This window comes from Luteimonas sp. KH_071, from assembly GCF_057838005.1.
In genome coordinates this window covers 3596937-3610187 of the sequence record NZ_CM174458.1, presented here as the reverse complement: position 1 = coordinate 3610187, position 13251 = coordinate 3596937, and the positions used below count along the sequence as shown (strand labels likewise).

General features: G+C 69.5%; 14 protein-coding genes. 4 read left to right on the top strand and 10 right to left on the bottom strand.

Features of this window, described 5'->3' with window-relative positions:
* Nucleotides 1–53 precede the first annotated feature (53 nt).
* Nucleotides 54–1010 carry an MBL fold metallo-hydrolase gene (locus AC3IRM_RS16590; RefSeq protein WP_489204186.1) on the top strand — a complete coding sequence of 319 codons (957 nt, stop codon included), beginning with the start codon at nucleotides 54–56 and terminating at the stop codon, nucleotides 1008–1010.
* Nucleotides 1011–1055: 45 nt separating this feature from the next.
* On the opposite strand, the gene AC3IRM_RS16585 is transcribed toward AC3IRM_RS16590, so the two are convergent.
* The 7 genes from AC3IRM_RS16585 to argS form a co-directional block, all read right to left on the bottom strand.
* The gene (locus AC3IRM_RS16585) at nucleotides 1056–1508 is read right to left on the bottom strand and encodes an EF-hand domain-containing protein (RefSeq protein ID WP_489204185.1); all 453 of its coding nucleotides are present in this window, start codon (nucleotides 1506–1508) and stop codon (nucleotides 1056–1058) included.
* An 82-nt stretch (nucleotides 1509–1590) separates the two neighbouring features.
* Nucleotides 1591–2343: an SDR family NAD(P)-dependent oxidoreductase gene (locus AC3IRM_RS16580; RefSeq protein WP_489204184.1), complete on the bottom strand. Its 753-nt coding sequence runs from the start codon at nucleotides 2341–2343 to the stop codon at nucleotides 1591–1593.
* Between the two features lie 97 nt (nucleotides 2344–2440).
* Nucleotides 2441–3214, bottom strand: a complete 774-nt coding sequence (locus AC3IRM_RS16575) for a UPF0149 family protein (RefSeq protein ID WP_489204183.1) — start codon at nucleotides 3212–3214, stop codon at nucleotides 2441–2443.
* A 59-nt stretch (nucleotides 3215–3273) separates the two neighbouring features.
* Complete coding sequence (locus AC3IRM_RS16570) at nucleotides 3274–3837, bottom strand: methyltransferase family protein (protein ID WP_489204182.1); 564 nt, start codon at nucleotides 3835–3837, stop codon at nucleotides 3274–3276.
* 39 nt (nucleotides 3838–3876) lie between these two features.
* On the bottom strand, nucleotides 3877–4248 hold the full coding sequence (locus AC3IRM_RS16565; RefSeq protein WP_489204181.1) for a hypothetical protein: 372 nt from the start codon (nucleotides 4246–4248) through the stop codon (nucleotides 3877–3879).
* A gap of 544 nt (nucleotides 4249–4792) precedes the next feature.
* A complete protein-coding gene (locus AC3IRM_RS16560) occupies nucleotides 4793–5578 on the bottom strand; it encodes an SPOR domain-containing protein (protein WP_489204180.1) in 786 nt (261 codons plus the stop codon).
* A complete protein-coding gene (gene argS, locus AC3IRM_RS16555; RefSeq protein ID WP_489204179.1) occupies nucleotides 5578–7278 on the bottom strand; it encodes an arginine--tRNA ligase in 1701 nt (566 codons plus the stop codon). Before argS ends, AC3IRM_RS16560 begins: the two co-directional genes overlap by 1 nt.
* A 683-nt stretch (nucleotides 7279–7961) precedes the next feature.
* On the opposite strand from argS, the gene AC3IRM_RS16550 reads away from it, so the two are divergent.
* Nucleotides 7962–8690, top strand: coding sequence for a sulfite exporter TauE/SafE family protein (locus tag AC3IRM_RS16550; RefSeq protein WP_489205954.1), 729 nt, complete (start codon nucleotides 7962–7964; stop codon nucleotides 8688–8690).
* Nucleotides 8691–8717: 27 nt separating this feature from the next.
* On the opposite strand, the gene folE is transcribed toward AC3IRM_RS16550, so the two are convergent.
* From folE to AC3IRM_RS16535, 3 genes are all read right to left on the bottom strand, one after another.
* On the bottom strand, nucleotides 8718–9326 hold the full coding sequence (gene folE, locus AC3IRM_RS16545) for a GTP cyclohydrolase I FolE (RefSeq protein WP_489204178.1): 609 nt from the start codon (nucleotides 9324–9326) through the stop codon (nucleotides 8718–8720).
* Between the two features lie 68 nt (nucleotides 9327–9394).
* A complete protein-coding gene (locus AC3IRM_RS16540) occupies nucleotides 9395–9784 on the bottom strand; it encodes a hypothetical protein (protein WP_489204177.1) in 390 nt (129 codons plus the stop codon).
* A 130-nt stretch (nucleotides 9785–9914) separates the two neighbouring features.
* Entirely contained in the window at nucleotides 9915–11318 is a 1404-nt protein-coding gene (locus AC3IRM_RS16535; RefSeq protein WP_489204176.1) for a serine hydrolase domain-containing protein, read from the bottom strand.
* A 136-nt stretch (nucleotides 11319–11454) separates the two neighbouring features.
* On the opposite strand from AC3IRM_RS16535, the gene AC3IRM_RS16530 reads away from it, so the two are divergent.
* Nucleotides 11455–11988, top strand: a complete 534-nt coding sequence (locus AC3IRM_RS16530; protein WP_489205953.1) for a DUF1190 domain-containing protein — start codon at nucleotides 11455–11457, stop codon at nucleotides 11986–11988.
* A gap of 1 nt (nucleotide 11989) precedes the next feature.
* The gene (locus AC3IRM_RS16525; protein ID WP_489204175.1) at nucleotides 11990–13171 is read left to right on the top strand and encodes a glutathionylspermidine synthase family protein; all 1182 of its coding nucleotides are present in this window, start codon (nucleotides 11990–11992) and stop codon (nucleotides 13169–13171) included.
* Nucleotides 13172–13251 lie beyond the last annotated feature (80 nt).

Here is a 13251-nt window from a genome sequence, read left to right as displayed (position 1 = left end):
ATGCTGCGGCGCTATCGCGGTTCGCCGCGTTCCACGTCGACAGGAGATCCGCCATGCGTCGCTTCGACCCCACCCGTGCCGTTTTGACCCTCGCGCTCGCCGCCGTGCTCGCGGCCTGTGCAGACCCTGCGCCGGCACCGGCCACCGTCGACGCGCCGCCGTCGCCGATGGCGACCGCCGACACCGCGCCTGCCAGCGACAGCGCAGACGTGCACCGATTCAGGATCGGCAGCCTCGACGCCGCGGTGCTGCGCGATGGCGACATCCACGTGCCCAACGACGGCAAGACACTCGCCGTCGGCATCCCCAAGCCCGAGGTCGATGCGGTGCTGACGCAGGCCGGCGAACCCACCGACACCGTGCATCTGGGCGTGCAGGCGCTGCTGGTGCGCAGCGGCGATCGGGTGCTGCTGTTCGACACCGGCGCCGGCGATGCCGACTTCGCCGATGCCGGCCGCCTGCCCGCGTCACTGCGCGCGGCGGGCGTCGAGCCGGCGCAGGTCACCGACATCTTCATCAGCCATGCCCATCCCGACCACGTCGGCGGTCTGACCGATGGCGCCGGCCAGGCCCTGTTCGCCAACGCGACCGTGCACTTGTCGGCGCCGGAATGGCAGGCGGTGCAGGCCGAGCCTGCGAACGCCGCGCTGGTCGCGGCGATCTCGCCGCGCGTCGATGCCTTCGCGCCGGGCGCCGAGGTCGTGCCCGGCGTCACCGCGATTGCGGTCGAAGGCCACACGCCGGGCCACAGTGCCTACGAGATCGGCGACGGCGACGCGCGCCTGCTCTACATCGGCGACGCCGCGCATCACTTCGCGGTGTCGGTGCAGCGCCCGCAGTGGACGATCGCGTTCGATGGCGATGCGCCGGTCGCCGAGGCCAGCCGCGAGGCCTTGCTTGCACGCGCGGCGGACAGCGCGGTGACCATCGCCTCGCCGCATTTCCCGTATCCGGGTCTGGGTCGGATCGTGCGCCGCGAAGGCGGCTTCGTCTGGGCGCCGCTGCAGTAAAACCGGCGGGTGCATCGTCGCGCGGGCGATGCACCCCTGTTGTCTTCAACGCGCTGGCGCGACCACGCCCTGGTGCATGCGGATCAGTTCCGCGCGCGTGACCTTGCCGTCGCCGTCGTGGTCCGCCTTCAGCAGTTCGTCCACGAAGGCCTTCTGAAGTTCGGCAGGCGTGATGCGGCCGTCGCCGTCGGCATCCCAGCGCTGCATCGTGGTCTGTCGCAGCACGACGTGGATGTCAGGCGGAAACCCGGCGCCGCCCGGGCTGCCCTTCGCGATCTGCGGATCGAGTTCCGCGATCCCCAGCACCGCGTCTCGGTTCGTGTCGAGCTTCTGGAAGACCCGGGCAGCTTCCGCACGGGCTTCGGCCTGATCGATCACGCCATCGCGATTGGCGTCCTGCCCAGCGAACATGCGGTCCACCTCCGGGTTGGCCGACGCGGTCGTGGACATGATCAGCAGCGGGACGAGCAGGGCCGTGGTGCAGAGGCTCCGGAACATGACGACTCCTTGTCGGCGGGACGCGCGTGCGTGCGTATCGCGAGTGTAGCGAGGCCACGTGCACGCGCGACCTCACGTTGCCTCAGGCATCGCGGTGGATCTGGAAGCCCGCGAACGACTGGCTCACCGGCATCACTTCGAGCCGGTTGATGTTGAGATGCGGCGGCAGGGTCGCGACCCACCACAGTGTCTCGGCGATGTCGTCGGCGACGATCGGCTGGCTGCCGGCATAGAGCGTGTCGGAGGCGCCCTGGTCACCGCTGGTGCGCACGAGGGTGAACTCGGTTTCGGCCAGGCCCGGTTCAATCGAGGTCACGCGCACGCCGGTGCCGTGCAGGTCGCTGCGCAGGCCCAGCGAGAACTGGGTGACGAAAGCCTTGGTGCCGCCGTAGGTGTTGCCGCCGGGATAGGGATAACTGCCGGCGATCGAGCTGACGTTGAGGATCGCGCCGCGGCGTTCGATCAATGTCGGCAGCAAGGCGTGCGTCAGCGTGACCAGCGCGGTGACGTTGGTGTCGATCATCTGCCGCCACTGCGCGAGGTCCGCGCGCTGCGCTGGCGCGGTGCCGAGGGCGAGGCCGGCGTTGTTGACCAGCGCGTCGACGGCGCGGAAGTCCGCCGGCAGCGCATCGAGCGCAGCGTGCATCGCGGCCTCGTCGCGGATGTCGAACGCGCACGTGTGCAGGCGTTCGCTGCCGTGCACATCGACCAGCGCCTGCAGGCGCTCGGCGCGGCGTCCGGTCGCGATCACGCGCCAGCCGCCGGCGAGAAAACGTGCGACGGCGGCCGCGCCGAAGCCGGAGGTGCCGCCGGTAATGAGGATGGTGCGGGGCATGGCGGACTCTCCTGGACGCAGTGCGCGCCGACATGCGGCGCGGGATCGAAGCGGGATGAGGCGATCTCGACGCACGCGTTGCGCGTCGGACTGCGGCTTACTCGGACGTCTGGTCCGCGCAGCACTTCTTGTACTTCCTGCCGCTGCCGCAGCTGCAGGGATCATTGCGGCCGGGCACGTCGGCGCGCTTGGCCGGCGCCGGTCGACGGTCATGCAGACGCTGCAGGTACATGTCGTAGAGCATGTCCGGCAGGTCATAGGTCAGGTCGAAACGCTCGTCGAGCGTGAGCATCTCCTCGGACGTCATCTCCGCATCCGCCAGCTGCGAGGGATCCACGATCGCCAGGCGCGTGATCACGCCCAGATCGTTGTCGATCGCCGCGTGGTCTTCCATCCACTTCGCCCAGTCGTCTTCGAACTGCGCGGCGCCGCGCAGGAAACCGGCGGCCCAGGCGGCGGCGAACGGGAAGTCTTCCGGAATGCCGTCGAGCGCATCGGCGCCGTCGGCCTTGTCGTCGTCGCCTTCGGATTCGGGCGGCAGACCCAGTAGCGGCATCAGCGCTTCGCGATCGGTCGCCTCGGAAGGATCGTGCCGGATGCGCTGTTCGACTTCGGACGCGAGTCGCGTGATCAGCGCCTCGGCTTCGCGGGTCTGGCGTTCGTCGCGGCGCGGCACCTCGCCCGTGCCCCAGATCGCCGGGAACACCGTCGGCAGTTCGACGTCGACCGGACCGACCGCGAGCGCGGACAGGAACCCGTCGAGCATTTCGAGATTGCCGAGGCCGGTTTCGGGATCGGTGCAGCGGTCGAGCAGCACATCCAGCCGGTCGAGTTCGGAATCGCTGAGGGCGGTCGTGGGCTGGGTGGTCATGCGGGGTCGGCAACGTGCGGGTGGTACAGCTTACCCGGTGGCGTTCCCGCGCCGGCCGCTCACCAGATGCCGGGCAGCAGGCGGCGCGTGGTGCGTGCGTATTCGGGATAGTCGACCGGGAACGCCGCCGAGAGTGCGGCCTCTTCGATGCGGATGCGCCCGCGCAGCGCGAACCACAGCGGCGCGGCGACGACCAGCGGCGCCAGCCAGCTGCCGAGGACGCACAGAAACCCCGCGAACGTCACCAGCAGTCCGGTGTACGAGGGATGGCGCAGCTGCCGGTAGGGACCACCGCGGATCAGCTTGTGGTCGGCGGCGATGGCGACATCGACCGTGAAGTGTTCGGCGAGCACATGGATCGCCCACCAGCGGAACAGCATGCCGGCGAGCATCAGCGTGCAGCCGCCCCACAGCAGGGTGGGCTGCCAGGCCGGCGGAAACCGTCCCGGTGGCCAGATCGACACGAGCATCGCCACGGTCACGCAACCGCCGATCACCAGCACCAGTCGCGCCAGCGTGCCGGCATCGCGCCTGCGGTCGGACGCGCGATGGCGCAACCCGATCCACAGTTCGCTCAGGCACCACAACACGCTCATTGCCGCGAACACGAGGACGCCGGCCATGGGCAGGCTCCGGAAGATGGAGGGACGAGCCTTGCAGGCTCAGTGTGATGTCGGAGTGCCGGGCGTGGGCTTCCCCGGCGGTTTGATCGCGGGTGTTTCGCTTTCGGCCGGTTCGCTCGGCACGCGCCGTCGACCGGTCGTCGACTTGCCGCGCGTTCGCGCCCGACTCGCGCGATGCTTCTGCAGCATGTCCTCGGCCAGCACCACGTCCTCGGACAGGATGCCGGCCGCACGCGCAATCGCGATCCGCGCCGCCGCCCGGTTCTCGTCTGGATTGGCCTGCAGCAACTCGCGGATCGCCTCGCGCACCGACGCCTGCGCGTTGTGCTTCAGCTTCAGATCGCTGCCCTGCTGGAACAGCGCCAGCAGCACGTCGACGACGGGTTTGATCAGTGCGGCTTCGATGGTCATGGCGCCCTTCCTCCCTTGAGCCTCCATTGTCCGCAGGCGGATCGCGTGGGCTGCGATCCGGATGGGACGGGGGGCACGGAATGGGGAGGTGGAGAGGCCTCGTCGCAAAAAGCTGAAGCGTTCTTCTTTGAGCCCCTCTCCCTTTGGGGTGAGGGCTGCACGGCTGCGAGCCATTGGCTCGCGTGCAGACGAACGCCCTCGCGTCAGCGCGAGGGCCGGGGCGCGGAGCGGGGGTTGGGGTGAGGGGTGGACGCTCGCCGTACGCGGAACCCAGGCGCGGGAGCTCTACCCTCACCCGAAGCGCGCTGCGCGTCGACCTCTCCCGGAGGGAGAGGTGCCACGCCGCCTGGGCGGAGGCAGCTTCTAGGCCCTCTCCCTTTGGGGTGAGGGCGGGACTCTCGCGCCCGGTTCTGGAAAAGAGGCTGTGGGGAACACAGATCCCGCGAGCGTCGCCCTCACCCCACCATTTGCGTTGCAAATGGTCCCCCCTCTCCCGGAGGGAGAGGGACGTCGGTGTCTTCCGCCCAAGGCGGAAGACGATTCTTTACTGCGCCTTGATCGCCAGCGCCGGCAGGCCGCCGTTGCCGAGCTTCTGCTTGGCTTCCGCCAGATCGGTCGCGGTGCCGTAGGGGCCCATGCGGACGCGATACACCGTGCGGCCGGCGGCTTCGCCGGATTCCACGCGTGCAGTCAGGCCGAGCAGGGCGATACGGGCCTTCAGGGCTTCGGCGTCGCCCGAGGCGCTGAACGAGCCGGCCTGCAGGATGTAGCGGGCATCGCCGGCGGCGGCAGGCGTGGCGGTGGCTGCAGTGGCTGGCGCTGTGGTCGTCGGCTGCACGGGCGTCGGGCGCTGTTCCGGCAGCGGCTGCGGGCCGGTGGTCGTACCGCCGGCCATGTCGGCGGCGTCGGGATGCTGGGCCTGCAACGTCTGCTGCTGGGCCTCGGCGCGCTGCTGGCGCTCGGCTTCGGCGCGCGTGCTCGCAGCGAGTTCGGCGTCCGTCATCGGGACTTCCTGCTCTGGCAGCATCGTGTAGAAATCGTAGTCGGTGGACCCGCCCTGCGGGTTGGCCGCGGCGCGCGGTCGCTGACCGGCCGGCGTCGGCAGTTCGGGTTCCGCGTCCGCATCCGTGGTGCTGACCGCCGGCTGCGCGTCGGGGTTCGGGCTCGGCCGGAAGAAGCCGTCCTGCGAGTCGGGCTTGAGCAGGCGCGGCACTGCCAGCACGATGCCCAGCGCGAGCACCACGCCGATGATCATCCATGCCCAGCCCGGCAGTCCGCCGGAACTGCCGCCGTTGCGTCGGGCCTGGGTCTTGCCGCGTCGTGCCGCCATTACATCGCCTCCGGGGCCTGCACGCCGAGCAGCGTGAGGCCGTTGCGCAGTACCTGTCGCACTGCAGTGGCCAGCGCCAGACGGGCATCGCGCACGTCGGCGTCGTCGACCAGGAACTGGTGATCGTTGTAGTACGTCTGGAAGCCCTGTGCCAGCTCCAGCAGGTAGGTCGCGATCAGGTGGGGTTCAAGCTGCGCGCCCGCGGCGGCGACGATTTCCGGCCAGCGCGACAGATCGATCAGCACGTCGCGCAACGCGACGTCGGTCATGTCCGGCAACTGCGCCAGACCGTTCTGCAGATCGAACGCCAGACCGGCTTCATCGAGTTTGCGCAGCAGGCCGCAGATGCGCGCGTGCGAGAGCTGCACGTAGTAGACCGGGTTGTCGAGCGACTGGCTGCGCGCCAGATCAATGTCGAACACCAGCTGCGAATCGGGCTTGCGTGCGACCAGGAACCAGCGCGTCGCATCGCGGCCGGCCTCGTCGATCAGATCGCGCAGCGTCAGATAGCTGCCGGCGCGCTTGGAGAGTTTCACTTCCTCGCCGCCGCGCATCACCGTGACCATCTGGTGCAGCACGTATTCCGGCCAGCCCTGCGGAATGCCGGCATCCAATGCCTGCAGGCCGGCGCGCACACGCGCCAGCGAACCGTGGTGGTCGGCGCCGAGCTCGGTGATCGCGCGCGTGTAGCCGCGCTGCCACTTCGACAGGTGATAGGCCACGTCCGGCACGAAATACGTATAGGTGCCGTCGGACTTGCGCATCACGCGGTCCTTGTCGTCGCCGTAGTCCGTGCTGCGCAGCCACAACGCACCGCCTTCCTCGTAGGTGTGGCCGTGGGCAACGAGCTCGCGCACGGTCTCCTCCACCTTGCCGTCGGCGTACAGCGAGGACTCGAGGAAATACACGTCGAAGCCGACGCCGAACGCAGCGAGATCCTCGTTCTGCTCACGGCGCAACCACGCCACGGCGAAGCGGCGGATCGCATCGAGATCGTCGGCATCGTTGACGCCCGCGACGGTGTGGCCGTCGACTTCGACCGTCGCGCCATCGAGATACGCCCGCGCGACATCGCCGATGTAATCGCCGTTGTAGGCGTCGGTCGGCCAGTCGGCATCGCCGGGCTTGCGCCCCTTGGCGCGCGCCTGCGTGGAGCGGGCAAGATTCTCGATCTGCACGCCGGCGTCGTTGTAATAGAACTCGCGCTTGACGTGCCAGCCGTTGGCATCGAGTACGCGCGCGATGCAGTCGCCGATCACCGCCGCGCGGCCGTGGCCGACGTGCAGCGGGCCGGTCGGGTTCGCCGAGACGTATTCCACGCCCGCGGTCTGCGAGGCGCCGCTGTCGTTGCGGCCGAAGGCATCGCCCTGCGTGTGCACGGCGACCAGCTGGTCGCGCCACGCATTCGCGGTCAGGCGGAAGTTGAGAAAGCCCGGGCCGGCGATCTCGACCGACGCGATCGAATCGTTGACCGGCAGCGCGTCGATCAGCGCCTGCGCGATCGCGCGCGGGTTCGACTTCGCCGGCTTGGCCAGCAGCATCGCCGCGTTGGTCGCTGCATCGCCATGGCTGCGGTCCTTCGGGCGCTCGACGGTGAAGGCGGGCGTGGCGAAGTCGGCAGGCAGCGTGCCATCGGCGCGCAGGGCGGCAATGGCCTGCTCGACGAGCGGCTCGATCAGGGCGCGGAGCTGGGATTTCACGGAATTTCGATCGCGGACAAACGGCCCGACATTGTACGCGAGCGGGGTGGGCGGGCCCTGGCGGTCTGCCCTGTCGTTGCTGCGTCCTACGCGGCGCAAGCGATCCTAAGCCCTCCCCCGTCTACGGGGGAGGGTTGGGTGGGGGCAAACGGTCAGATCGCGTGAAAGTCGGCGATTCGATGATCGAATGCTTGGGCCAGTCTGATCTTGCATCCGACGGATCGCCCCTCCCAAGCCGTCCGGCCCGGCGCAGCGCGCCGGTCGTTCGATCGATTCGAGCGGCATGCCGCGCAAGCGGACCGCGCTCACCCCCACACGCGGGCCTGATGCGTGTCGTGTCTCAGCTAAGGGCGAGTTTCCGACGCGGGGCTGCGGCTAAGTGTCTGATAGGCGGGAAAAATCCCCGTCACTCCCGCGAAGGCGGGAGTCCATGGACGTGCGTGCGGACGTTACGACAGTCTTTGGATGACCGGACATACGTCCGTTGAAAAGCCCCGCCTTCGCGGGAATGACGACGCACACGTTTCAGTCGCCAGCTGAGACACGACGACAGTCATCAGGACACGCGGGGAAGGCTTCAAGCCGAAGCGGATCGCTGCGCGTATCCTTTGCGCCCCCGAACGCCGGTCGCCTGCGTGGACGCGCTGTTTCCCGAACTGGTCTGGCTGGTCTGCATCGCCTTCATGGCGGGGTTGGTGGATGCCGCGGTCGGCGGCGGCGGCCTGGTGCAGCTGCCGGGTCTGTTCACCGCGCTGCCGCAGCACACGCCGGCGGCGCTGCTGGGAACCAACAAGTTCAGTGCGTTCTTCGGCACGGCCGCCGCCGGCTGGCGGTATGCCCGCAACGTGCGGTTTCCGTGGGCGCCGGTGCTGTTCGCCGCGGCGACCGCGTTCGTGTTCTCGTTCCTCGGCGCCACCGCGGTGACGCTGCTGCCGCGCGACGCGGTGCGGCCGCTGATCCTCGTGCTGCTGGTCGCGATGCTGGCCTACACGCTGCTGAAGAAGGATTTCGGTGCGCTACACCGGCCGCGCGATGTTGGCCGCCGCGAACTCGGGCTGGCGTTGCTGATGGGCGCGGCGATCGGCTTCTACGACGGCCTGTTCGGCCCCGGCACCGGCAGCTTCCTGATCTTTCTGTTCATCCGCTTTTTCGGACTGGATTTCCTGCGCGCCAGCGCGGCCTCGAAGATCGTCAACATCGCGACCAATCTGGCCGCGCTGTCGTTCTTCGTGCCGTCCGGCCATGTGCTGCTGGCGTTCGCGGTGCCGATGGCGGTGGCCAACGTCGGCGGTGCGTTTGCCGGCACGCGCATTGCGCTGCGCGGCGGCACGCCGGTCATCCGCAAGCTGTTCGTGACCCTGGTGGTCGTGCTGATCGCGAAGATGGGCTGGGACACCTTCGCCGGCGCCTGAGGACGGCCCCGCGACGCCGGGCCGTCCTCAGCGCCGGTCGCTGCCTTCGATGAAACGCAGGAACTCGGCGCGCGTGCGCGCGTCGTCACGGAAGCTGCCGAGCATGCGCGAGGTCACCATGCTCACGCCGCGCTTGTGCACGCCGCGGGTGGTCATGCACTCGTGCGCGCCCTCCACGACCACGCCGACGCCCATCGGTGCCAACGCGCGCTGGATGCAGCCGGCGATCTGGGCCGTCATCTTCTCCTGCACCTGGAAGCGCTTTGCGTAGGCCTCGACTACGCGGGCCAGCTTGCTGATGCCGACCACGCGACCGGCCGGCAGATAGCCGACATGCACCCGACCGATGATCGGGGCCATGTGGTGCTCGCAGTGGCTTTCGTATTCGATGTCGCGCAGCACGATCATCTCGTCGTAGCCGGCGACCTCCTCGAACGTGCGCGCGAGATAGGCATCGGGATCGATCGCATAGCCGCCGAACCATTCGCCGTAGGCATCCGCCACGCGACGCGGTGTGTCGAGCAGGCCTTCGCGGGACGGATCCTCGCCGGCCCAGCGCAGCAGCGTGCGCACCGCCGATTCGGCATCGTCGCGGCTGACGCCGTGGCGGGCGTCGGAATCAGGAGAACGGGTCATGAGGAGGGGCACCGCGGCAAAGAGCGCCATGGTACCGCTTCGCATTCACCGGATCGCCGGCATGCCGCTCAGCCGACCTTGGGGACCGGCGTATCGAGCGCGACATCCACGTCGCTCGCGTCCGCGACATCCTCCGCGGGTTCGAGATCCCAGCCATCTTCGACGGCGCCCTTGGCCTCGATCCAGCCGAGGCGGGACTGGTCGCGTACCTGGTTCCATTCCTGCTCGAGCTCGCGCTCGACGGCCTGGAAGCGGCTGCCGGCGTGACGCTGACGGCTGTCGCGACCGAACCGGTAAGCCGGCGCGTAGTCGTTCCAGTGTCGGCCGGCCGAGTAGTAGGGCGCCTGGGCGAGGCCGGCCTTGAACCGGGTCTCGAGCGCGTCCTGCCCGTCCGCGGTGGCGTCGGCCGGTGTGCGGTTGTCGGAGGGATTGGCGCGGTCGTGCAGGTCATTGGTCATGGCGGGTCCAGCGAGCGCGCCAGCGCCGAGACGGCGCGTGGGAGGGCGGGCTGCGAACGCAACGCTAGAGTCGGTGCTGTCTGATAGCGGTGAAAGATGCCCATTCGCCATGTTCCGCCCCAGCTGCGATTCATCGCGGCGGCGTGCGCCTGTCGAGGCTGGCGAGCACCGCAGCCGTGAACAGGGCCGGGTCGAAGCGCTGGCCGGTGGCGTCTTCGCCCCGGCGCACCAGCACCACACCACGCGAGGGCACCACGATCACGTACTGCCCGCGGTTGCCCATCGCGGCGAACGTGTCTGCAGGCACGCCCGCCGCGCGCTGCATCAGCCACAAGGTCGCGCCATAGCCCAGATCGCCTTCCGGCTGCGGGCCGGATGGCGTCGTCGCCGCGCGCACCCAACCTTCGGGCAGCAGGCGCCGGCCGTCGAACACGCCGTCGTGCTGCAGCAGCAGGCCGAAGCGGGCGAGATCGCGCGCGGTCGACCAGACCTGGCTCGACAGCACGAAGCCGCCGCGCCAGTCGGTCTCGGCCACGGTGCGGGTCATGCCCAGCGGCCAGAACAGGTCGGTGAACGGCCGCGCCAGCGCGCGGGCCTCGTCGCCGGTCGCCGCGCGCAGCGCATGCACGGCCAGCACGCTGTCGTTGTTGGCATAGCGGAACTGCGTGCCGGGCGGATGCGCCAGCGGCCAGCCGGTCGCGGACTCGGCCACGGTGACGCCGCCGAAATACAGCGCATCGGTGCGGTTGCCGGCGGTGTCGCTGTGCAGGCCGCTGGACATGCGCAGCAGCTGGTCGACGGTGATCGCGGCGCGCGGGTCCCCGGGCGCCTGCCACTCGGGCACCGGCGCCGGCTGCGACGGATCGAGTTCACCGGCCGCCTGGGCCACGCCGACCAGCGCGCCGGCGAGACTCTTGGCGACCGACCAGGTGCGCTGCGAGGTGTGCGGGCCGAAGCCGTCGCGGTAGCGCTCGACGACGATGCGTCCGTTCTGCATCACCAGCACGCCGGTGGTCGCATGGCCTTCGCCATAGTTCGGCGTGTCGAAGGCGGCAGCGACAGCTGCTTCGAGCGCGGCCGCATCGCCGCGGGGTGTGGCGCTCGCGTCGCGTTCGCCCAGAGGCCAGGGTTGGTCGTCGAGATCCGGCGCGGCGCTGTCGAAGCGCGGCAAGGCTGCGATCGCATCCACGCCCGCGCCGATCGGCAGCTGCGCGCAACCGAGGTTCGGACGCCACGCGGCGATGCGCGGCGGCAGCGCGTCGTCGAACGCGACCGAGACCGTGCGCGCATCGGCATCGACCGCCGCGTCCAGCGCCAGCACATCGGCCTGGTAATCGGGATAGATGCCGACGAACTCCAGGGCCTGCGCCTGCGCGGGCGTGCGGCCGGCGTTGAACTGCACGCTGCACAGCGTCAGTGCCTTGTAGCCGGCGGCGATCGCGCGCGCATGCGTGGCGCGTTCGCGTTCGGCCGCCGTCTGCGCGGCGGCGGACGTGGTGAGCAACAACAGCGGCAGCAGCAGAGCGAGGCGCATCGGCATTCCGGGCGGCGGGACTGAACGCCAGTGTAGGCGTCGCGCTTTGCCCCGCGACCGGCGACGGGCATCATGTCCGGCCGGACCCACGCACGACACGGAGCAGGACATGACGGACGCCACTGGCACGCGACGCATCAAGCGTTCCAAGACGACAGCCCTGCTGTTGATGGGTACCGCGCCGCTGTTGTTCAGTGCCTGCCAGCGCACTGCGCCGGTCGAAGTGCAGGACGGCCTCTACACCTCGGTCGAAACCTGCGCGCAGGCGGTCGGCGACACTGCGACCTGCCGCATCGCGTTCGAGCAGGCCAAGCTGCAGGCCGCCGACACCGCGCCGCAGTACAGCAGTCGCGCAGCCTGCGAAGCGGAGTTCCCGGCCGAGGAATGCGTCGAGCAGAAGACCTCCACCGGGCATTCCTTCATCGGTCCGCTGATGGCCGGCTTCTTCCTGTCGTCGATGTTGAACAACAACCGCGCGGGCGTGGCCCAGCGGGCGCCGCAGGCCTCACCCGCGTTCCGCGACAACCGCCAGGGCTGGTTGCGTCCGAACGGCGCACCGGGCGCGGGCCGCGCCGGCATGGCGCCGGTGTCGGCAACGCCGGACCGCGCGGTGACCGCGAACCGCGGCGGCTTCGGCCGCTCGGCCAACGGCCGCAGCACCGGCGGCTGAGGTGCGCCGCGTCGCGATCGTCGAACGCGGCGACTGGCAGGCGCAGGCCGCCGAATGCGGCTTCCGGTTCCACACCATCGACGGCGCACGCTATTGGGACGAGCGCGCGTACTACGCGTTCTCGATGGCGCAGATCGAGCACGACCTCGAAGACCCCAGCGTCGACGTGCACCGGATGGCGATGGACCTGGTCGACGAGATCGTCGAAAGCGACACGCTGATGCAGCGCCTCGCGATTCCGGAGGCCTTCCGCGACTGGATCGCCGAGAGCTGGCGCCGCCGCGATCCGCATCTGTACGGCCGCCTGGATTTCGCCTACGACGGCACCGGCCCGGCGAAGTTGTACGAACTCAACTACGACACGCCGACCTCGCTGTTCGAGGCCGCGTTCTTCCAGTGGCAGTGGCTCGAAGACCAGCGCGCCAGCGGCCGTCTGCCGCGCGACGCCGACCAGTTCAATTCGATCCATGAAGCGCTTGTCGACCGTTTCGCCGAACTCGCATCGAGCCTGCCGCCGCCGCTGCTGTTCGCCGCAGTGCGCGGATCGGAGGAAGACCAGGGCACGATCGCCTACCTGCGCGACTGCGCGGCGCAGGCGGGGTTGTACGGCGATGCGATCGCGCTCGAAGACATCGGCCTGTCCGAGGACGGCCGCTACACCGATCTCGACGACGTGGTCATCGGCTCGCTGTTCAAGCTCTATCCGCTGGAAGACCTGTTCAACGACGACTTCGGCCGCGCGCTGCCGAAGTCCGGCCTGCGCCTGATCGAGCCGCCGTGGAAGGCCGTGCTGAGCAACAAGGGCTTGCTGCCTCTGCTGTGGGAGCGGCATCGCGGGCACCCCAACCTGCTCGCGGCCGAGTTCGACACCGGCGGCGATCTGCCTGCCGGCTGGGTGCGCAAACCGCTGCATTCGCGCGAAGGCGCGAACATCGAACTGCACCTCGCCGACGGCCAGCGCCTGCACAGCGACGGCCCGTATACCGGCCCGAGCATCCGCCAGGCCGCCCATCCGCTGCCGGCGTTCGACGGGCATTACCCGATGATCGGCAGCTGGATCGTCGGCGATAACGCGTGTGGCATCGGCATCCGCGAGGACGACTCGCCGATCACGCGCGACAGCGCGCGCTTCGTGCCGCATGCGATCGTCGACGCGGATGCACCGGCGACGTTTTACGCCTGAGGCGGGATAGACGCTCGTTGGCACTGCGTGTCGCTTCAAGCCGACCTTCGCGGTCGAGGAAATGCGCTTTGACCCTTCCC

What these genes read in the sequence shown, in the direction of transcription:
- AC3IRM_RS16540 (WP_489204177.1), bottom strand. Translation starts at nt 9,784, where the DNA reads ATGACCAATGACCTGCACGACCGCGCCAATCCCTCCGACAACCGCACA.
- AC3IRM_RS16550 (WP_489205954.1), top strand. Translation starts at nt 7,962, where the DNA reads ATGGCGGGGTTGGTGGATGCCGCGGTCGGCGGCGGCGGCCTGGTGCAG.
- folE (WP_489204178.1), bottom strand. Translation starts at nt 9,326, where the DNA reads ATGACCCGTTCTCCTGATTCCGACGCCCGCCACGGCGTCAGCCGCGAC.
- AC3IRM_RS16575 (WP_489204183.1), bottom strand. Translation starts at nt 3,214, where the DNA reads ATGACCACCCAGCCCACGACCGCCCTCAGCGATTCCGAACTCGACCGG.
- AC3IRM_RS16565 (WP_489204181.1), bottom strand. Translation starts at nt 4,248, where the DNA reads ATGACCATCGAAGCCGCACTGATCAAACCCGTCGTCGACGTGCTGCTG.
- AC3IRM_RS16580 (WP_489204184.1), bottom strand. Translation starts at nt 2,343, where the DNA reads ATGCCCCGCACCATCCTCATTACCGGCGGCACCTCCGGCTTCGGCGCG.
- AC3IRM_RS16535 (WP_489204176.1), bottom strand. Translation starts at nt 11,318, where the DNA reads ATGCGCCTCGCTCTGCTGCTGCCGCTGTTGTTGCTCACCACGTCCGCC.
- AC3IRM_RS16585 (WP_489204185.1), bottom strand. Translation starts at nt 1,508, where the DNA reads ATGTTCCGGAGCCTCTGCACCACGGCCCTGCTCGTCCCGCTGCTGATC.
- AC3IRM_RS16590 (WP_489204186.1), top strand. Translation starts at nt 54, where the DNA reads ATGCGTCGCTTCGACCCCACCCGTGCCGTTTTGACCCTCGCGCTCGCC.
- AC3IRM_RS16560 (WP_489204180.1), bottom strand. Translation starts at nt 5,578, where the DNA reads ATGGCGGCACGACGCGGCAAGACCCAGGCCCGACGCAACGGCGGCAGT.
- AC3IRM_RS16570 (WP_489204182.1), bottom strand. Translation starts at nt 3,837, where the DNA reads ATGGCCGGCGTCCTCGTGTTCGCGGCAATGAGCGTGTTGTGGTGCCTG.